The organism is Pseudomonas sp. NPDC087817, assembly GCF_044742875.1.
In the GTDB taxonomy this organism is placed as follows: domain Bacteria; phylum Pseudomonadota; class Gammaproteobacteria; order Pseudomonadales; family Pseudomonadaceae; genus Aquipseudomonas.
In genome coordinates this window covers 25,295-43,280 of the sequence record NZ_JBIUVJ010000031.1, presented here as the reverse complement: position 1 = coordinate 43,280, position 17,986 = coordinate 25,295, and the positions used below count along the sequence as shown (strand labels likewise).

Annotated in this window: 21 protein-coding genes and 1 pseudogene; 10 read left to right on the top strand and 12 right to left on the bottom strand. The window is 59.7% G+C overall.

Annotated elements, in window-relative coordinates:
• Positions 1-2 precede the first annotated feature (2 nt).
• From ACIONG_RS19110 to ACIONG_RS19095, 4 genes are all read right to left on the bottom strand, one after another.
• Entirely contained in the window at positions 3-944 is a 942-nt protein-coding gene (locus ACIONG_RS19110) for a MerR family transcriptional regulator (protein WP_401301933.1), read from the bottom strand.
• Entirely contained in the window at positions 944-1,906 is a 963-nt protein-coding gene (locus ACIONG_RS19105) for a DUF523 and DUF1722 domain-containing protein (protein ID WP_103306089.1), read from the bottom strand. The genes ACIONG_RS19110 and ACIONG_RS19105 overlap by 1 nt, the downstream gene beginning before the upstream one ends.
• Before the next feature lie 215 nt (positions 1,907-2,121).
• Complete coding sequence (locus ACIONG_RS19100; protein WP_103306090.1) at positions 2,122-2,337, bottom strand: TIGR02450 family Trp-rich protein; 216 nt, start codon at positions 2,335-2,337, stop codon at positions 2,122-2,124.
• The gene (locus ACIONG_RS19095) at positions 2,334-3,320 is read right to left on the bottom strand and encodes an NAD(P)/FAD-dependent oxidoreductase (RefSeq protein ID WP_401301928.1); all 987 of its coding nucleotides are present in this window, start codon (positions 3,318-3,320) and stop codon (positions 2,334-2,336) included. Before ACIONG_RS19095 ends, ACIONG_RS19100 begins: the two co-directional genes overlap by 4 nt.
• Positions 3,321-3,517: 197 nt before the next feature.
• Between ACIONG_RS19095 and ACIONG_RS19090 the strand changes: the two genes are divergently transcribed.
• Together ACIONG_RS19090 and hemH are read left to right on the top strand one after the other, a co-directional pair.
• Entirely contained in the window at positions 3,518-4,420 is a 903-nt protein-coding gene (locus ACIONG_RS19090; protein WP_401301925.1) for a TIGR01777 family oxidoreductase, read from the top strand.
• A gap of 13 nt (positions 4,421-4,433) precedes the next feature.
• Positions 4,434-5,459, top strand: a complete 1,026-nt coding sequence (gene hemH / locus ACIONG_RS19085; RefSeq protein WP_401301922.1) for a ferrochelatase — start codon at positions 4,434-4,436, stop codon at positions 5,457-5,459.
• Positions 5,460-5,604: 145 nt separating this feature from the next.
• Here the strand turns inward: hemH and ACIONG_RS19080 are convergent, their stop codons facing one another.
• Positions 5,605-6,879, bottom strand: a complete 1,275-nt coding sequence (locus tag ACIONG_RS19080; RefSeq protein WP_103306094.1) for a uracil-xanthine permease family protein — start codon at positions 6,877-6,879, stop codon at positions 5,605-5,607.
• A 2-nt stretch (positions 6,880-6,881) separates the two neighbouring features.
• Entirely contained in the window at positions 6,882-7,520 is a 639-nt protein-coding gene (upp, locus tag ACIONG_RS19075) for a uracil phosphoribosyltransferase (RefSeq protein ID WP_122599134.1), read from the bottom strand.
• Between the two features lie 162 nt (positions 7,521-7,682).
• On the opposite strand from upp, the gene ACIONG_RS19070 reads away from it, so the two are divergent.
• From ACIONG_RS19070 to ACIONG_RS19060, 3 genes are all read left to right on the top strand, one after another.
• A complete protein-coding gene (locus ACIONG_RS19070; RefSeq protein WP_003228116.1) occupies positions 7,683-8,240 on the top strand; it encodes a hypoxanthine-guanine phosphoribosyltransferase in 558 nt (185 codons plus the stop codon).
• A gap of 181 nt (positions 8,241-8,421) precedes the next feature.
• A complete protein-coding gene (locus ACIONG_RS19065) occupies positions 8,422-8,907 on the top strand; it encodes a hypothetical protein (protein WP_213026561.1) in 486 nt (161 codons plus the stop codon).
• Positions 8,908-8,970: 63 nt separating this feature from the next.
• A complete protein-coding gene (locus ACIONG_RS19060; protein ID WP_315446508.1) occupies positions 8,971-9,258 on the top strand; it encodes a PA4642 family protein in 288 nt (95 codons plus the stop codon).
• A gap of 253 nt (positions 9,259-9,511) precedes the next feature.
• Here the strand turns inward: ACIONG_RS19060 and mqo are convergent, their stop codons facing one another.
• Together mqo and ACIONG_RS19050 are read right to left on the bottom strand one after the other, a co-directional pair.
• Positions 9,512-11,020 carry a malate dehydrogenase (quinone) gene (gene mqo, locus ACIONG_RS19055; protein WP_401301917.1) on the bottom strand — a complete coding sequence of 503 codons (1,509 nt, stop codon included), beginning with the start codon at positions 11,018-11,020 and terminating at the stop codon, positions 9,512-9,514.
• 706 nt (positions 11,021-11,726) lie between these two features.
• On the bottom strand, positions 11,727-11,960 hold the full coding sequence (locus tag ACIONG_RS19050; RefSeq protein WP_042561026.1) for a hypothetical protein: 234 nt from the start codon (positions 11,958-11,960) through the stop codon (positions 11,727-11,729).
• Positions 11,961-12,165: 205 nt separating this feature from the next.
• Between ACIONG_RS19050 and ACIONG_RS19045 the strand changes: the two genes are divergently transcribed.
• Positions 12,166-12,750, top strand: a complete 585-nt coding sequence (locus ACIONG_RS19045; protein WP_095190594.1) for a YajG family lipoprotein — start codon at positions 12,166-12,168, stop codon at positions 12,748-12,750.
• 281 nt (positions 12,751-13,031) lie between these two features.
• Here the strand turns inward: ACIONG_RS19045 and ACIONG_RS19040 are convergent, their stop codons facing one another.
• Positions 13,032-13,238 (bottom strand): hypothetical protein, encoded by a 207-nt coding sequence (locus ACIONG_RS19040; protein WP_103306252.1) that lies wholly within the window; start codon positions 13,236-13,238, stop codon positions 13,032-13,034.
• A gap of 191 nt (positions 13,239-13,429) precedes the next feature.
• On the opposite strand from ACIONG_RS19040, the gene ACIONG_RS19035 reads away from it, so the two are divergent.
• Complete coding sequence (locus ACIONG_RS19035) at positions 13,430-13,708, top strand: hypothetical protein (protein ID WP_103306248.1); 279 nt, start codon at positions 13,430-13,432, stop codon at positions 13,706-13,708.
• Positions 13,709-13,850: 142 nt separating this feature from the next.
• On the opposite strand, the gene ACIONG_RS19030 is transcribed toward ACIONG_RS19035, so the two are convergent.
• Positions 13,851-15,014, bottom strand: a complete 1,164-nt coding sequence (locus ACIONG_RS19030; protein ID WP_177431448.1) for a 1-acyl-sn-glycerol-3-phosphate acyltransferase — start codon at positions 15,012-15,014, stop codon at positions 13,851-13,853.
• Between the two features lie 141 nt (positions 15,015-15,155).
• On the opposite strand from ACIONG_RS19030, the gene ACIONG_RS19025 reads away from it, so the two are divergent.
• From ACIONG_RS19025 to ACIONG_RS19015, 3 genes are read left to right on the top strand one after another with little or no spacing between them, the layout of a single operon-like run.
• Positions 15,156-15,338 (top strand): CPXCG motif-containing cysteine-rich protein, encoded by a 183-nt coding sequence (locus ACIONG_RS19025; RefSeq protein ID WP_103306246.1) that lies wholly within the window; start codon positions 15,156-15,158, stop codon positions 15,336-15,338.
• Between the two features lie 9 nt (positions 15,339-15,347).
• Positions 15,348-15,608, top strand: coding sequence for a putative signal transducing protein (locus ACIONG_RS19020; RefSeq protein ID WP_025109321.1), 261 nt, complete (start codon positions 15,348-15,350; stop codon positions 15,606-15,608).
• Between the two features lie 36 nt (positions 15,609-15,644).
• Positions 15,645-16,268: an SOS response-associated peptidase gene (locus ACIONG_RS19015; RefSeq protein ID WP_401301911.1), complete on the top strand. Its 624-nt coding sequence runs from the start codon at positions 15,645-15,647 to the stop codon at positions 16,266-16,268.
• Between the two features lie 206 nt (positions 16,269-16,474).
• Here the strand turns inward: ACIONG_RS19015 and ACIONG_RS19010 are convergent, their stop codons facing one another.
• Together ACIONG_RS19010 and ACIONG_RS19005 are read right to left on the bottom strand one after the other, a co-directional pair.
• Positions 16,475-17,218: a methyl-accepting chemotaxis protein gene (locus ACIONG_RS19010; RefSeq protein WP_371919333.1), complete on the bottom strand. Its 744-nt coding sequence runs from the start codon at positions 17,216-17,218 to the stop codon at positions 16,475-16,477.
• A gap of 111 nt (positions 17,219-17,329) precedes the next feature.
• A pseudogene (locus ACIONG_RS19005) lies at positions 17,330-17,527 on the bottom strand (HAMP domain-containing protein); the annotation flags it as partial.
• Positions 17,528-17,986 lie beyond the last annotated feature (459 nt).

The following is a 17,986-nucleotide window of genomic DNA, read 5'->3' as shown; positions in this document are numbered from 1 at the left end:
CATTAAATCAGCCCACGCTGAACGAGTGCCTGGTGCGCTGAAAGCGCGTCTTCAGCCAGGTACAGATCAGCTATCTCGCAAGTTCTTACGGACAACTCGGCGTGGTGGATGCACACCGTTGGTCCGACGATCATTTTTGGGCAACCGACGCCAGCCAAAAGTTTTGGCAACTGCCCAGGCTGCATGGCTTTGCTGGAATACAGCAGTACGCCGCGCGCTTGCAGATGTTCGACCGCCAGTGCCAGCTCTCCGGCCGGCACCGGCCAGTCAAACACTTGTACCGGGCAATCGGCGCTGCTGATCAGCCACGCGCACAGCCACAGATGAGGTTCCAGTGGCAGGTCGGAATGATTGATCAGCAACAGAGGGGCGGCGTGCAATTGACGATTGTTATGGTAGATGCGTGCGCCGAATTTGCTGCGTAACCATGAATAAAAAAAGACTTGTTCCATCTGCGCGCCGAACTGGCCCTGCCAGCGCTGTTCGAGTTCGGCCAGCAGCGGCAGTAGCAATTGCTCGCACAGCGTGCGCGGCGGGTAGAGCGCCATGGCTTGATTGACGCTGTCGTCGAGGGCGCGTTCGTCGAGTTGGGTAACGGCCGCCAGTAGCGCCTGTTGCAAGCGTTGCCAGTCGTTTTCCACCGGTTCGCTGAAAGCCTGCGCCGTGTCGAGCAGCGGCTTGACTTGACTGACCGCGACGCCGCGATTGAGCCAGGTGAGGATGGTCAGGATGCGTTGCACATGTTCGGCCGAATACAACCGGTGCCCCTTGGGCGTGCGCTGGGGGATGACCAGGCCGTAACGGCGCTCCCATGCGCGCAGGGTGATCGCATTGACGCCAGTCTGGCGCGCCACTTCGCGAATCGGCAGCCAGCCTTCGTCGAGGGCTTTCTTGAAGTCGGCGCCGAGGTCTTCCTGGGCGCTGGTGTCGAGTTTGTCGTTCATCAAATGGCGTTTCGCAGGCTGAGATTTTCCGGGTGCGGCTGTAGGTAAACCTGCTGCGCAATGTATGGATCGGGATGGAGACGGAAGTGATGCTTGAGCAGCGTCAGCGGCACCACCAGCGGCACGATGCCTTGGCGGTACTGGCCGATGACGTGAACCATTTCCTGTTTATCTTCGGCGCTGATCGCCTGTTTCAGATAGCCGCTGATGTGCAGCAGCACGTTACAGTGAGTACCGCGTGTGGCGCATTTTTTCAGTGCCGCCATCAGTTGGCTGAAATAGCGCGGGCCGAGTTCGGCGGGATCGCTCTGCGCCATGTTACCCAACAGCTTGCCCAGCGCTTTGTATTGCGGCGGGTTGTGAGCCATCAGCAGGTATTTGTAGCGTGAGTGGAATTCGGTGAGCGCGCGGCGGCTCAAGCCTTGAGCGAGCACTTGCTGCCAGGCGCTGTAGGCGAGCACGCGAGTGATGAAGTTTTCTCGCAGCACCGGATCGTTGAGGCGTCCGGCTTCTTCCACCGGCAGGTCCGGGTGCTGCGCGCAGAAGGCCTGGGCGTAGATGCCGCGTCCACCGCCATTCACCGGGGCGCCGTTGGCGTGATAGACCTTGACCCGTTCGAGGCCGCAGGACGGCGATTGCTGCATGAAGATATAGCCGCAGAGGTCATCGAGTTCGGCAGCCATTTTTTGCCCGTATTCGGCAAGGGGGGCGGTGACGTTGATCGCCGGGTTGACGGTACCGATGGCTTCGGGGTTTTGTGGGTCGCCGACCAGGCGGATCGGCTCGCGGGGAATACCCAGGCCGATGGCGACTTCCGGGCAGAGCGGGACGAATTCGAAATATTCAGCGAGCGTGCGGCTGCACAGCCGCGATTCCTTGTGTCCGCCGTTGTAGCGCACCTCGGCACCCAGCAGGCAAGCGCTGATGGCTATCTTTGGTTTGAGCGCGGAAGGTTCGGACATGGGCACCTCAAATCTATACCTGTACACAGAACGATCTCTGTACAACTTTTTATTAGCATAGATTCAATGGTGTACAAGTCAAACAATTTGTATAAGTTTTGAGGTTGAATGCGATCTCTGTAGGAGTGAGCCTGCTCGCGATCGCGGTCGGGCATTCAATGTTTGTGTTGACTGACAAACTGTCATCGCGAGCAGGCTCACTCCTACAAGGGGATCTATTGCCAACCCAATAACCAGTGTTCGCTGTTTTTGAGGCTGTGCCAATCGAGTCGTTCGGCACGTTTGGTCAACACCGCTTGCAGTTCAACTTCCAGCACCGTGCCGTCCTCATCACGGATCAGTTCGGTGACCAGAAAATGCTTTTCGCGGTTCTGCGGGTGGGCTGCTGTCCATTTCGACAGCAGCAGTTTTTGCGGATTGAGGCGGTTCACTGCAGGTGTTCGTGCAAACGGCGAGCGGCTTCCTGGCCGCTGAGCCAGGCACCCTCAACGCGCCCGGACAGGCACCAGTCGCCGCAGGCGTACAAGCCCAGATCGGCATCCGCCAGCGTGCCCCATTCGTGGCCGGTTGCAGGCCGGGCGTAGAGCCAGCGGTGGGCGAGGCTGAAGGTCGGCGCGGGCATGGCGCTGTGCAACAGTTCGGCGAACGCACCGTGCAGTTGCTCGATCACCTCTTCCTTGGGCAGGTCGATGTGTTGCCGGCTCCAGGCACTGGTGGCGTGCAGCACCCAGGTGTCGAGGGTGTTGTCGCGCCCGGGTTTGCTGCGGTTGCGCGCCAGCCAGTCGAGCGGGCTGTCTTGCACGAAGCAGCCTTCGATGGGTGTATCCAGCGGCGTATCGAAGGCGAGGGCGACGGCCCAGGTCGGGTCCATTTTCACCCCGGCGGCGGCACCGGCCAGTTTCGGTGCGGCGGCCAGCAGCGCGGTGGCTTGCGGGGCCGGCGTGGCAATCACGACATGGCTGAAGGGCCCGTGAGTGAAGCCTTCGGCGTCTTGCAGATGCCAGTGTTCTTCGCCACGGAAGACCTCGGTGATGCGGCAGGCGAAATGCACCTCCAGACCGTCGAGCAAGCCGCGAGTGATGGCGCTCATCCGTGGCGCGCCGACCCAGCGCGTCTGCTCGTCCGGCGACAGGTTCAGTTGTCCGCCCTGGAAGGTGTAGAGCTGCGGCGTCCACTCGGCGACCCAGCCCTGGCTTTGCCAACGCTGGACCTCGGTGACGAAACGCCGGTCGCGGGCGGTGAAATATTGTGCGCCCATGTCCAGCGATCCGGCGTCGCTGCGCTTGCTCGACATGCGTCCGCCGCTGCCGCGGCTTTTATCGAACAATTGGACGATGTGCCCGGTCTCAGTCAGAGCCTGAGCAGCCGAGAGCCCGGCGATGCCGGTGCCGATGATTGCGATAGGTACAGTCATAGGGGCCTCGTTTACCTTTCTGTACAGACTACGCCGTGGATGAAACCTGTACAATTTTGTTTTTTGGTATAACTTCCAGCATTCTCGTTCTGACAGCTTGGCCTATGGTTAAACAATAGAGCCTGCCCAATAGAAAAGATCCCTGCTTATAAAAATAGACTAGTGATCCGGGTAAAACGCCACGCGAGGAAGAAGTCATGCACATATTGCTGACCGGCGGTACTGGTTTGATAGGGCGCCAGCTCTGCCGGCATTGGTTGGCGCAGGGCCATCGCTTGTCGGTGTGGAGCCGGCGCCCGGAAAAAGTTGGCAAAATCTGTGGTGCTCAGGTGCGTGGTATCGCGCGTCTGGAAGACCTCGGTGATGAGCCAGTGGACGCCATTATCAATCTGGCCGGTGCGCCGATTGCCGATCGACTGTGGACGCATCGGCGCAAAGCGCTGCTGTGGAGCAGTCGTATCAAGCTGACGGAAACCCTGTTGGCCTGGCTCGAAACACGGGCGCAGAAACCCGCGCTGCTGATTTCCGGATCGGCGATTGGCTGGTACGGCGACGGCGGTGAGCGTGAGCTGAGCGAAGACTCGCCGCCGGTGATCGACGATTTCGCCAGCCAGTTGTGCATCGCCTGGGAGGAAACCGCCCTGCGTACCGAATCGCTGGGGATCCGTGTGGTGCTGGTGCGCACCGGTCTGGTGCTGTCGGCCGAGGGCGGCTTTTTGTCGCGGCTGTTGCTGCCGTTCAAAATCGGGCTGGGCGGGCCTTTGGGTAATGGTCGGCAGTGGATGCCGTGGATTCACATCGATGATCAAATCGCCCTGATTGATTTTCTTCTGCACCGCGATCAGGCGCGTGGTCCTTATAATGCGTGCGCGCCAAAACCTGTGCGCAATCGCGAATTTGCCAAGACGCTGGGCAGCGTATTGCACCGCCCGGCGTTCATGCCGATGCCGACGCTGGCGTTGAAAGTCGGCCTTGGCGAAATGTCTTTGTTGTTGCTCGGCGGCCAACGGGCCACGCCGGCACGCTTGCTGGAAGCGGGCTTCACTTTCCAGTTCACGGATTTACGCGCGGCCCTGGATGATCTCTCCAGCCGCCTCTGAAATAGGACGTTGCATGACCGATCACGCCTTGCTTCTGGTCAACCTGGGTTCCCCGGCCTCCACCTCGGTGGCAGACGTGCGCAGCTACCTCAATCAATTTCTGATGGACCCGTATGTGATCGACCTGCCGTGGCCGGTGCGGCGTCTGCTGGTCTCGTTGATCCTGATCAAACGCCCCGAGCAATCGGCGCATGCCTACGCGTCGATCTGGTGGGAGGAAGGCTCGCCGCTGGTGGTGCTCAGCCGGCGCTTGCAAGAGCAGATGAAGGCGCAGTGGAAACACGGCCCGGTCGATTTGGCGATGCGTTACGGCGAGCCTTCCATTGAAACGTGCCTGACCAGACTGGTCGCAGCGGGGCACAAGCGCATCACGCTGGCGCCGCTTTATCCACAGTTTGCCGACAGTACGACGACCACGGTGATCGAAGAGGCCAAGCGTGTGATCCGCGCGAAGAAGCTCGATGTGCAGTTGTCGATCCTGCAACCGTTCTACGATCAGCCGGAATACCTCGAAGCCTTGGTCGCCAGCGCCAGGCCGCATTTGCAGCAGGATTACGATCACTTGTTGCTGAGCTTTCACGGTTTGCCGGAACGCCATCTGACCAAGCTCGACCCGACCGGCAATCACTGCTTCAAGAATGAAGACTGCTGCAAGAACGCTTCACCGGCGGTATTGGCCACCTGTTATCGCGCGCAGTGCCTGCGTACTGCGGCGCTTTTCGCCGAGCGCATGGGCTTGCCGGATGGCAAATGGTCGGTGTCCTTTCAGTCACGATTGGGCAGGGCGAAGTGGATCGAACCGTACACCGAAGCGCGGCTGGATGAACTGGCAAAAAGTGGCGTGAAAAAGATTCTGGTGATGTGCCCGGCGTTCGTGGCCGACTGCATCGAGACGCTGGAAGAGATTGGCGATCGCGGCAAGGAGCAGTTCCGCGAAGCGGGGGGCGAGGAGCTGGTGCTGGTGCCGTGCCTCAATGACGACCCGCAATGGGCGAAGGCGTTGGCCACCCTATGTGAACGAGCGCCGTTGGCCCTCTAAAAGCCAAAAGCATCGCGGGCAAGCCCGCTCCCACATGATCGTTCCCACGCTCTGCGTGGGAATGCCTCTAGGGACGCTCTGCGTCCAGTGACGCGGAGCGTCACGGGCTGCATTCCCACGCAGAGCGTGGGAACGATCAGCTTGATCAGATCAGCGGCTCATCCGCCTTCTTGTTCTTCCAGCCATCATTGCCCGGCAGAATCAGGTTCAGCGCAATCGCCACCACCGCGCACAGCGCGATGCCTTTGAGGCCGAAGTCGTCCGGGCCAGTGCCGGTACCGACGAGTACACCGCCAATGCCGAAAACCAGCGTCACCGAAACGATCACCAGGTTGCGCGCCTCGCCCAGGTCGATCTTGTGACGGATCAGGGTGTTCATCCCCACCGCCGCGATCGAACCGAACAACAGGCACAGAATCCCGCCCATCACCGGCACCGGAATGCTTTGCAGCAGCGCCCCAAACTTGCCGATGAACGCCAGGCTGATGGCGAAGATCGCCGCCCAGGTCATGATTTTCGGGTTGTAGTTCTTGGTCAGCATCACCGCGCCAGTCACTTCGGCGTACGTAGTGTTAGGCGGACCGCCGAACAGGCCGGCAGCCGTGGTGGCAATGCCGTCACCCAGCAGGGTGCGGTGCAAGCCCGGCTTCTTCAGGTAATCGCGACCGGTCACGCTGCCAACGGCAATCACGCCACCGATGTGCTCGATGGCCGGAGCCAATGCCACGGGAACGATGAACAGAATCGCCTGCCAGTTGAACTCCGGCGCAGTGAAGTGCGGAATCGCGAACCACGGCGCAGCGGCAATCTTCGCGGTGTCGACCACGCCGAAATAGAACGCCATGCCGAAGCCGACCAGTACGCCCGAGATGATCGGCACCAGACGGAAGATGCCTTTGCCGAACACCGCCACGATCAACGTGGTCAGCAGCGCCGGCATCGAGATCATCATCGCGGTCTGGTAGTGGATCAGTTCGGAGCCATCGCCAGCCTTGCCCATCGCCATGTTCGCGGCAATCGGCGCCATGGCCAGGCCGATGGAAATGATCACCGGACCGATCACCACCGGCGGCAGCAGACGGTCAATGAACCCCGTGCCTTTGATCTTCACGGCAAGGCCGAGGAAGGTGTAGACGAAACCGGCCGCCATCACGCCGCCCATGGTCGCGGCAAGGCCGAACTGGCCCTTGGCGAGGATGATCGGGGTGATGAAAGCGAAGCTCGACGCCAGAAACACCGGCACCTGACGCCCGGTGACGATCTGGAACAGAATCGTCCCTAAGCCCGCGGTAAACAGTGCCACGTTCGGGTCCAGGCCGGTGATCAGCGGCATCAGCACCAAAGCGCCGAAAGCCACGAACAGCATCTGGGCGCCGGACAGCACCGTGCGCCAGAGCGGATCGTTGAACTCTTGCTGCATGGTCACGCGTCCTTCTGCTTGGTGCCGAAGATCTTGTCACCCGCATCGCCAAGCCCAGGAATGATGTAACCGTGTTCGTTCAAACGCTCATCAATGGACGCGGTGTAGATGGTCACGTCCGGGTGAGCCTTCTCGACGGCAGCAATACCTTCCGGCGCGGCAACCAGCACCATCGCGCGGATGTCTTTGCAGCCAGCCTTTTTCAGCAGGTCAATGGTCGCAACCATCGAGCTGCCGGTGGCGAGCATCGGGTCGATGATCATCGCCAACCGTTCGTCGATTTCCGGAACCAGTTTTTCCAGATAGGTGTGTGCTTGCAGGGTTTCTTCGTTGCGGGCGACACCCACAGCGGAAACCTTGGCACCCGGGATCAGGCTCAGCACGCCTTCCAGCATGCCGATGCCGGCGCGCAGGATCGGCACTACGGTGATCTTCTTGCCGGCGATTTTCTCGACTGACACGGTGCCGCACCAGCCTGGGATATCGTAGGATTCGAGCGGCAAATCTTTTGTAGCTTCATAGGTCAACAGGGCGCCGACTTCCTGAGCAAGCTCGCGGAAATTCTTGGTGCTGATGTCAGCGCGGCGCATCAGGCCGAGTTTATGGCGGATCAGCGGGTGGCGGATCTCGAGGATGGGCATGGAAAAACTCCGGCGGCGGGCAAAAAAACCGGCCTAGATTAATCTATCCGAGGGTGATGTCCTATAGGACATTGAGTACGTTAGTCCATTAAGGCTTGATTCGACCTCGCGGGATGCGTACCTTTGCCCGCTTTTCCGAAAAACATCCCCCTGGAGAGCGCCATGTCCGCTGATCTCGAGCATATCCGTCAAATCATGCGAGAGGCTGACTGCCTGTACACCGAGTCTGAAGTCGAGGCTGCCATCGCCCGCGTCGGTGCACAAATCAACGAACAACTGGCTGACAGCAACCCGGTGGTGTTCTGCGTGATGAACGGCGGCCTGATCTTCTCCGGCAAGCTGCTGACTCACCTGCAATTCCCGCTGGAAGCGTCCTACCTGCACGCTACCCGCTATCGCAACGAAACCAGCGGCGGCGACCTGTTCTGGAAAGCCAAGCCGGAAGTTTCGTTCATCGACCGCGACGTGCTGATCATCGACGACATCCTCGACGAAGGTCACACCCTGGGCGCGATCATCGACTTCTGCAAACACGCCGGCGCGCGCAAAGTGCACACCGCCGTGCTGATCGACAAGGATCACGACCGCAAGGCGCGTCCTGACCTGAAAGCCGATTTCGTCGGCCTGCCGTGCGTTGACCGTTACATCTTCGGTTACGGCATGGATTACAAAGGCTACTGGCGCAACGCCAACGGGATCTTTGCCGTTAAAGGCATGTAATCCCGGGCTAGCCCGATCCCTGTGGGAGCGGGCTTGCCCGCGATGGCGGACTGTCCGACACATTGATGTTGGATATGCTGACGCTATCGCGGGCAAGCCACGCTCCCACAGTTGTTTTGTGTGTGCTGATCCGTTTTGTACACCCATGCTAGAGTGCTCGGCCCCGCCTCCGGAGCCTGTCATGCGCCTCTTGATCCGCAGCTTTGCCGCCCTGTTGCTGGCCATCAGCCTGCCAATTTCTGCCGCCCCGGCCCCGATGCACAGCCAATTTCTGCCGCCGGACGATCTGACCCTGCGCGATGCCGAACCTGAACAGCAACAACTGCTGCAGGTCACCGACTATTCCGTGGTAGTCGGTGCGCAACGCCAATCCAATCAGCAACCGATCCCGGTCACATCCCCGCTGATGATCCGCCTCAAGGGCAAATCCCTGAACAAAGGCGCGACGATCACTCAGGTGCTGGTCAATTTCGATGGCGAAAGCAAAAGCCTGAAAAAGCCGCTGTATGACGACAAGAGCAAAACCCTGACGTTGTTCTACCCGCTGGCCCAATATCGCGTGGTCATCGATCTGCTGCGCAACGATACCGTCTATGTGCAGTTCCTCAGCTACGCCAATGGTCATATCTGGGCCGATTTGCACACCGGCAGCGTGCGCACGCGTTGAGCCCGGCGGCAGGGCAGGGGTAAACTGCCTGCCCCGTGTAATGTCTGCGAGCTGGAGTCGGCAATGCGTAAAGATAAGAAACAAGTGATTGGTGACGAGATCGGCGATGAGCAGATCAAGCTGTTCCTCGATTTTGAGCCGGTCGACGCCACTTCGCCGTCGCTGCACAAACTGGTCAAGGCTTATCGTGGTCTGCGCATTGATGATTTCGAGCGCTTTCTGACCTTCTTTGTCGAGGCAGGATATGACGTCGATGGCAAGGACGAGCAGGGCAAGACCTTCGTTGACCTGATCGCTGATCAACGCAACGCCCCGGACTACATCGAGCTGATCGAAAAGTCCCGTACCTGAGGTCACCCGATACCTGTGGCGAGGGGATTCATCCCCGATGGGCTGCGAAGCGGCCCCAAAATCTGAATGCATGGTGTATCAGGCACTCCGCATGCACCGGATTTGCGACTGCTGCGCAGCCGATCGGGGCGGTGCGACGTTTCGCTAAATCCCCTCGCCACAAAAGTAGGTGAGCCAGCAGTGTTGGTTTTTACCCCAGCATAAAAAAACGCCCCGCACTCACTGAGTACGGGGCGTTTTTCATGCCGCAAGATCAAGCGAAGCTTGGGGTCTCGCTGCTTTCTTCAACCAGTTCCAGGGCGATATTGTTCTGCGTGTTGATCTTGCGATACAGCGCAGCATCGGTTTCCAGAACCTTTTCACGGGCCGGGAAGATCTCGGCCAGTTTGCCAGCCCATTCACCCTTGGCCTTGGCCGGGAAGCACTTCTCGATCAGTTCCAGCATGATCGAAACAGTCACCGAAGCGCCTGGCGAAGCGCCGAGCAGGGCGGCGAGGGAGCCGTCCTTCGCGGCCACCAGTTCGGTACCGAACTGCAGGATGCCACCCTTTTTCGGGTCTTTCTTGATGATCTGCACCCGTTGGCCGGCCACTTCCAGGCGCCAGTCTTCGGCTTTCGCCTCAGGGTAGAAGCGGCGCAGGGAGTCCAGGCGCTGCTCCATCGATTGCATCACTTCGCTGACCAGATATTTGGTCAGGTCCATGTTGTTTTTCGCCACCGCCAGCATTGGGCCAATGTTGCCGGCGCGAACCGACAGCGGCAGGTCCATGAAGGAACCGTGCTTGAGGAACTTGGTGGTGAAACCGGCGTATGGCCCGAACAGCAGGGATTTCTTGCCATCGACCACGCGGGTGTCCAGGTGCGGCACCGACATCGGCGGAGAGCCGACGGCGGCCTGGCTGTAAACCTTGGCCTGGTGATGCTTGACCACTTCCGGGTTGTCGCAACGCAGCCACTGGCCGCTGATCGGGAAGCCGCCGAAGCCTTTGCTTTCTTCGATGCCCGAGGCTTGCAGCAGTGGCAGAGCCGCGCCGCCCGCGCCAAGGAAGACGAACTTGGCGTCGACTTCACGGCTGCTGCCGCTGTTGACGTCCTTGATGCTGACGGTCCAACCGGCGCCATTACGCTTGAGGCCGGTCACGCGTTTGCAGTATTTGACCTGAGTGTCCGGCGCGCTGGTCAGGTGCTTGAGCAACTGATTGGTCAGGGCGCCGAAATTGACGTCGGTGCCGTTCATCACGCGGGTGGCGGCGAGGACTTCGTCCGGCGAGCGGCCCGGCATCATCAGCGGCATCCACTCGGCCATTTTGGCCTTGTCTTCGGTGTATTCCATGTCGGAGAAGGCGTGGTGCTTGCTCAGCACGTTGAAGCGTTCCTTGAGGAACGACACACCTTTTTCGCCCTGCACGAAACTCAGGTGCGGCACCGGGCTGATGAAGGATTTGCACGAGCCGAAGGTGCCTTTCTTGGTCAGGTACGACCAGAACTGCTTGGACACTTCGAACTGGGTGTTGATGTGCACGGCTTTCTTGATGTCGACGGTGCCGTCGGCAGCCTGCGGCGTGTAGTTCAGCTCGCACAGGCCGGCGTGACCGGTACCGGCGTTGTTCCACGGGTTGGAACTCTCCGCAGCACCGGAATCCATCAGCTCGACGACTTCCAGCTTGATCGCGGGGTCGAGCTCTTTGAGCAGCACGGCAAGGGTGGCACTCATGATGCCGGCCCCAACCAGTACTACGTCGACTGCTTCGTTATGCGCCATTTAACGCGTCTCCAAAATCTGCAGCACCAAATTGTCGGCATGGCTGCCAGGCGTTCCGGGACAGATCTGTTGTGCCCCAGCTATCCATGGTCAGGTCGCCATGTCCGAATCTTCGCAATTTTTCGCAACTTCGACGGATGCGTGCGGCCTGGCTTCAAGAGCTCCATGAACTCATTTCAGCACGTGGCTGGCAATTCGACTTATGGTCGAGACATCCGTTTTTGTGCAACCAAATCCGTAGCGGACAGGCTTCAGGCTCCGATATTCGAGGTATACCCGGTCCTGTGTCGTTGGGCTGTTTCAGACGCTAATGGTGCATGTTCAGACGCAAAACTATTCATTTGCTCGCCACACTCTTGTGAAGTTGTGAAAACCCGTTTTTTTCACGCTCTTTTGAAGACGTGAACCTCAAAAAGGGCTGTCGAAGCCTGGCACCGTGCCCGCAAAGGCAAAACAGCTCGGTGGCAGAGCGTAATGACAGCTCTGCAGATTCGCGAAAAGCGGGGTTTTGCCGGAAGAACAGGCAAGCGCGCCAACTTCACTCGATCTGTGTGGGCGGCTCTCTGTGGGCGATTTGGGTGTCGAATGCATGCGCATTGACGCTGTTGCGGGGCCCGATCAGGAGACGTCCTTATAATCGGGGGGAGATTGTATCGAAGAAATGCGCGGAGTTGCTCGTGTTTAATGACTTTTATTAGGCATCCGGTCAGATGCTCAACTGCACCTGGGCCCGTGCGCGCATTTGTCGCGGTACGACCCGTGCGCTGGCCGGCAGCGGCTGGTTCAACCAAGTGAGGCGGATTTCTTCGATTTCCACCCAGCCATCGCCCATCGGTTGCAGGCTGCACTGCTTGAACGCCTGGCAGTGGCCGTTGCGGTCGAGCAGGGCAAAGCTGCGGTGCAGCGGACGTGGAGCGAACAACGAGATCAGATAACGCATGGCCGAGTACCTTGTTGGAGGACTGATTGGAAGGTTGCCGAACGGCCGTGACGTCAAGGTGTATGGGCGGTGAAGAATCTGTGACAGGAACCGCTTTCGACGGGGTTTGTCAGACATTTCAGTATTCACTGCGCGATGCTGGTGAGCTGCAGTGGCCCACCGCTATACTGCCGGCCTGTTTGTGCCTGATTCTGGAGAGAAGAGCATGTTGCAACGCCTGTTGTTCGGTTTGATCACTGTGGCCGGTTTGACCCTGGCCGGCTGCGCCCACAGCCCGCAACAACTGAGCCCGGAGCCGAAGCTGACCACGCAATTGGCCGCGGTCGGCCGCGGTCAGCCTGTGGTAGTACGTGTGGTCGACGGTCGTCCGTCGCCAACCCTCGGCACCCGTGGCGGTCTGTACCCGGAAACCAGCGCCATCACCGTGCAACGCGAGCAGATCCTGCCGAAGTTGCAGGCCCAGGCTGAAGCCGCCGTGCGACTGCTCGGCTTCACCCCGACCAACAATGCGCCAAACGCGCCGCAGCTGACCGTGACCCTGGCCGAGCTGAAATACCAGTCGCCGAAAGAAGGCATGTACGTGACTGAAGCGACCATCGGCGCAACCTTCCGCTCCGACGTGCAGAACGCCAACCGTCGCTACAGCGGCCGTTACGGTGCTTCGCTGGACCAGCGTTTCGGCATGGCGCCGAACCAGGAAACCAACACCAAACTGGTCAGCGATGTATTGAGCGATGCGCTGACGCGTCTGTTCAAGGACCCGACTGTGGGTCAGGTGCTTGCTGAGTAAGTTTTTTGTCGATGTGAAAAAGCCCGGGGCCAGTGATGGTTTCGGGCTTTTTTTTGGGGGGCCGGATTGGAATTTGTGTTGTATGGGAGATCGATCCCCCTCACCCCAGCCCTCTCCCCCAAGGGGTAGAGGGGGAAGGGAGCCGATTTGCGTTGTTCTTGAGATCTACATTCACCTCGAAGTTTCAGGTCGATGTATTTCGACCAAGCAACTCGGTCAGTCCCCTCTCCCGCTGGGCGGTCCGACTTTTCGGGAAGGCTGGGGTGAGGGTGCTTTTGCTTTTAGGCGGCCTGAGAATAGAAGTCGAGCACGCTGACCCCCGTTAGCAAATCGGTCTCGGGCAAATCCGCATGCTGGTGCCCGCCCAGCGCGCAATACACCAGCCAATGGCGATCCTGAACATTGAAGGCGAGGCTGCCGACGAGGCTTTGCTGTTCGTCGTAAGGGGCGATGAGGTACAGGCGATCCTGGTTTTCAGCGTGAAGCATGTCGCGTTCCGTGTCGGTTTCGAGGCGCGCATGGTGGTGCATCTACATGACGAAGCCGTGACACAAGACAGCCATCGGTCGATTGTTGGGTTATTTGTCGTAAAGGGCAGGCGTCGGGGGCAGGTTTCGGTAGAATCCCGCCGCGGTCGTCGGTCTGGCGTCCGCCACACCGATTACGTTTGAGGTCTGTGATGTCGCTGCATTTGATGACGCTGTTTACCGCCCATCCCGCCAAATTGATCAACCTGCTCGCGCTGTTATTGGCGTTCCCGGGCAGTTGGCTGCTGCACGCGACCCGCCGCCGTGAACAGCGCGCGATGGCCAGCATTGCTGCTCAGCGTCAGGCGCAACCGAACGCCGAGCCGATCCTCGATTGGGCAACGCTGCGCATGAACCGGTTTTTCTACCGTTTCGGGTTTGCCTGCCTCGGCCTGGCCCTGATCATCTCGTGGATCAGCACCCGCTTCTGAAGCGAATGCAAAACCTTGTGGTGAGGGGATTTATCCCCGATGGCCTGCGCAGCAGGCCCATGATTTCTCAGGCAGAAACCTGGGGCCGCTTCGCGCGCCATCGGGGATAAATCCCCTCGCCACAGGTGCGCAGCGCTGTTGATTACAGCGGCAACCCAGCCTTGACCCGGTACTGATTACGCACCGGCGTCGCATATTGCAGCACCAGATACGGTCGATGCTCCTCAGGGCAGGCATCCAGTCGGCTCAGCCATTCTTCCTGCGCCTTGGCCAGTTCATCCGCCGGGAACACCTCGGCAGCCTTTGGCACATTCAGTGCCGGATCAGCTTCCGCCCACTGCGCATACGCCAGGTAATGCACCGGGAACAGGCGATAGCCGCCGAGAATCTGCTTGTCCATTTCGACTGCCAATTGCTTGGTGTCTTCGAACAGTTCTTTGATCGGCGCCGCGAAGTTCACGTGCACCCGGCCCTTGTAGCCGGTGATGCCCTTGGCGATGCTCACGTCATCCTCGCCCGGTGCCTTCGCGTAAGTGCCAGTGGTGGCGCGGATGTACAGCTCGCGGGCCTTGGCCTGGTCGCACGGGTCGTATTCGTAACTGATCGACACCGGGGTGACGTTCAGCGACTGAATCACTTCGCCGAACGGCTCGTCCTTGCGGCTCATGTGGAACATCTTGAGGATCGCCGACTCGGTACGGTCGTCGCCATCCTTCGCCCGGCCTTCAGCCTGAGCAATCCAGATCGACGCGCAATCGTTGCGGATCGAGTGGTTGATGTACGCCGAGAGCAATTGATAGGCGGCCATTTTCTCGCGGCGCCCGGTGATCGAGCGGTGCACGATAAAACTTTTGTTCAAGCGCATCAGGTCACTGACAAACGGCTTTTGCAGCAGGTTGTCGCCAATTGCGATGCGCGGCGTCGGCAGGCCGGCGTGGTACACGGCGTAATTGACGAAGGCCGGATCCATGACGATGTCGCGGTGGTTGGCGATGAACAGATAAGCGCTGCCGGACTTGAATTGCTCGACACCGGTGTAGGTCACGCCGTCGGTGGCGCGCTCGATGGTGTGGTCGACGTAAGACTCGACCTTGTCCTGCAAACTCGCCACCGAGGTCACGTCGGCAAACTCACGACGCAGCCGATGGGCTATAAGTGGTTTGAGCATCCAGCCGAAGGCACCGGCAAAACGCGGGAAGCGGAAGTGGGTGAGGATATCTAGAAACGCCTTGTCGCCGAGCAGCCTTGCCAGTACCACAGGTACTTCGCTGTCGTCGTAAGGTCGGATGGCATCGAATTCGCCCATCATGCTCTCTTGTTGGAAACGGCTAGGGTAAGTAAAGGTGTTGATCAAACACCACGGGGCACGGTCTGAAAAAGTAGCCAGACAAAAATAGCCCTGCAAATAGACCGGCGATTATACGCACAAGTCACTTGGGAGACCGCGATGCTGGAAACCGCACTGTATGAATGTCCGTATTGTGGTGAAGAGGTCGAGACGACGGTGGACCTGTCCGCTGGGGATCAGACCTACATCGAGGACTGTCAGGTGTGTTGTCGGCCGATCACGTTCGTATTGCAGGTACATGAAGAGGATTGGTTTCTGGAAGTCTTCAGCGAAAACGAGTGAGGCGCGCCCATGCAGCGAATCTACGAGCCGGAAAACCTGATGGAAGGCGAAATGCTCAAGGGCATGCTCGCCAGCGAAGGCATCGAGGCGCACCTGGTGGGGCGCGATCTGCTCGGCGGTACGGGTGAACTGCCAATTTTTGGCCTGTTGGGACTGTCGGTCGACAACGATCAGGCCGAGTACGCCCGCGAGCTGATCACCGCGTACAATGCCGCGCTGCCGCTGCCCGGCGATGAACCGGAGAGCTTCCCCGGTACGCTGGTCTGTTAGGCTGACGTTCGTTTTACTTCTGAGTCGTGTTGCCCCATGTGTGGACGTTATGCCCTGTTTCGCTGGAACCGTGATTTCGCGGCCCTGCCTGGTTTTCCTGCCGATCAACTGGCGCAGTGGAACATTTCCCCCAGTGATTCGGTGTTGATGCTGCGTGCCGCTGAAGACGGCCAGCGCACATTGGCCCGTGCGCGCTGGGGGCTGACGCCACCGTGGCTGACCGATCTGTCGCGCACGCCAGCGCATGCCCGGGCGGAAACCGTGGCCGAGCAACCGATGTTTCGTGAAGCCTTGCGTCTGCGTCGTTGCCTGCTGCCGGCCAACGGCTTTTATGAATGGCGTGGCACCCAGCGCAAACGCCCGTACTGGCTGACGCCGGGGGAGGGCTCCTCGCTGTTTTTTGCGGCGATCTGGGAAGCGTATCCGGTTCAGGAACAGGTGTGGCTGAGCACGGCGGTGATCACGCAAGCGGCGGCCAGTCAGCGCCGGCCGTTGATTCTCGATGAGGCCGGGCAGGCGGCGTGGCTCGATCCCGAGACGCCGTTGCATGTCTTGCAGGGTCTGCTCGCCAGTGAACCTGCCGCGCTGCGTGAGCGGGTGTTGGCGAATATGGTCAATGATCCGAAGCTCAATGGGCCGGAGTGTCTGACGCCGGGTTAAAGCCTGTAGATCAAAAGCCCCTCACCCTAACCCTCTCCCGGAGGGAGAGGGGACTGATTGGGGGATATTGACGAAATACACCGACTTGAAAGCATTTCACCGAATCCATAATCACCACGATTTTTCAGGTCGATGTATGACGGTAGACACCTCGGTCGGCCCCCTCTCCCTCCGGGAGAGGGCTGGGGTGAGGGGCTTTTGGCTTTTCAGACCTTGAACTGATTGATCAACCGCCGCTGCTGCTCCGCCAACTTGGTCAAATCAGCACTCGCCGAACTCGACTCATCCGCGCCGCCCGCCACTTCATTGGCTACCTGACCGATATTGATCACGTTGCGATTGATGTCATCGGCCACCGCGCTCTGCTCCTCGGCCGCACTGGCAATCTGCGTGTTCATGTCGTTGATCACCGACACCGCCCGGGTAATCGTCTCCAGCGCCTCAGCCGCTTTCGCCGCGTGCTGCACGCTTTCGTCGGTGCGGTTCTGGCTGTCTTCCATGACCCGCACCACATCGCGCGTGCCCTGTTGCAGTTGCTGGATCATGGACTGGATTTCTTCGGTGGCTTTCTGGGTTTTCTGCGCCAGATTGCGCACTTCATCCGCCACCACCGCAAACCCGCGACCCTGTTCACCGGCTCGCGCAGCCTCAATCGCCGCGTTCAGCGCCAGCAGATTGGTCTGCTCGGCGATCCCGCGAATCGCGGTCAGAATCGCGTTGATATTCTCGCTGTCCTTGGCCAGCGTCTGCACAACTTCCACAGCCTTGCCGATTTCCACCGCCAGCACGCCAATCGAGTTCGACGTGTCGCGAACAATCTGCATGCCTTGACCGGCGGCCTGGTCGGCGTGGCTGGCGGCTTGCGCGGCCTGGGTGGCGTTGCGCGCCACGTCCTGCGCGGTGGCGGTCATTTCCTGCACCGCCGTCGCAACCTGATCAATCTCGGCCATCTGTTTCTGGATGCCGATGTTGGTGCGAATCGCAATGTCGGCCGTGTGTTCCGACGAATCGCTAACGCTCTGCACCGACGTCACCACTTGGGTGATCATCGCCTGCAACTTGCTCAGGAAAGTGTTGAACCCCTTGGCGATCGAGCCCAGTTCATCGCTGCGGTCACTGCTCAAGCGCCGGGTCAGATCACCCTCGCCCTGAGCGATGTCATCGAGCATGGAGACCATTTGTTTCAGTGGCCGGGCGATGCCGTGGCCGACCAGCCAGATCACCAACAGGCCGACGCCGGCGATGATCAGACCGACCATGGCCATGCCGAAGGTGTCGGATTTGCGTTGGGCGTCGAGGTCGGCCTGAAGTTTCTGCAAGTCAGCCATCACCGCGTTCAACGGCAATTGCAGCATCAGTGTCCAGCGTGCGTCGGTCTGGCCGATGCCGAACGGCAGGTACAACTCGATGCGGCCCTTGTCCTTGTTGACTGAATAAGTGACTTCGCCGCGCTTGAGATTGGCCATGTTGGCAATCTGCTCGGCGTCGAGAATGTCGCTGACCTTCTCGCCGAATTTGCTCGTGTCCTTGGTGTAGGCGACGATCCGCCCGTTGCCGCCGACCAGCGCCATCTGCCCGGCGCCGCTATAAAGTTTCTGGTTGGCGCCCAGAAGCATTTCCTGAATGAAGTTCACCGACAGGTCGGCGCCGACAATGCCTTGGAACGCGCCGTTGAGCATGATCGGCTCAATGAATGAAGCGAGCATGACGATCTTGTC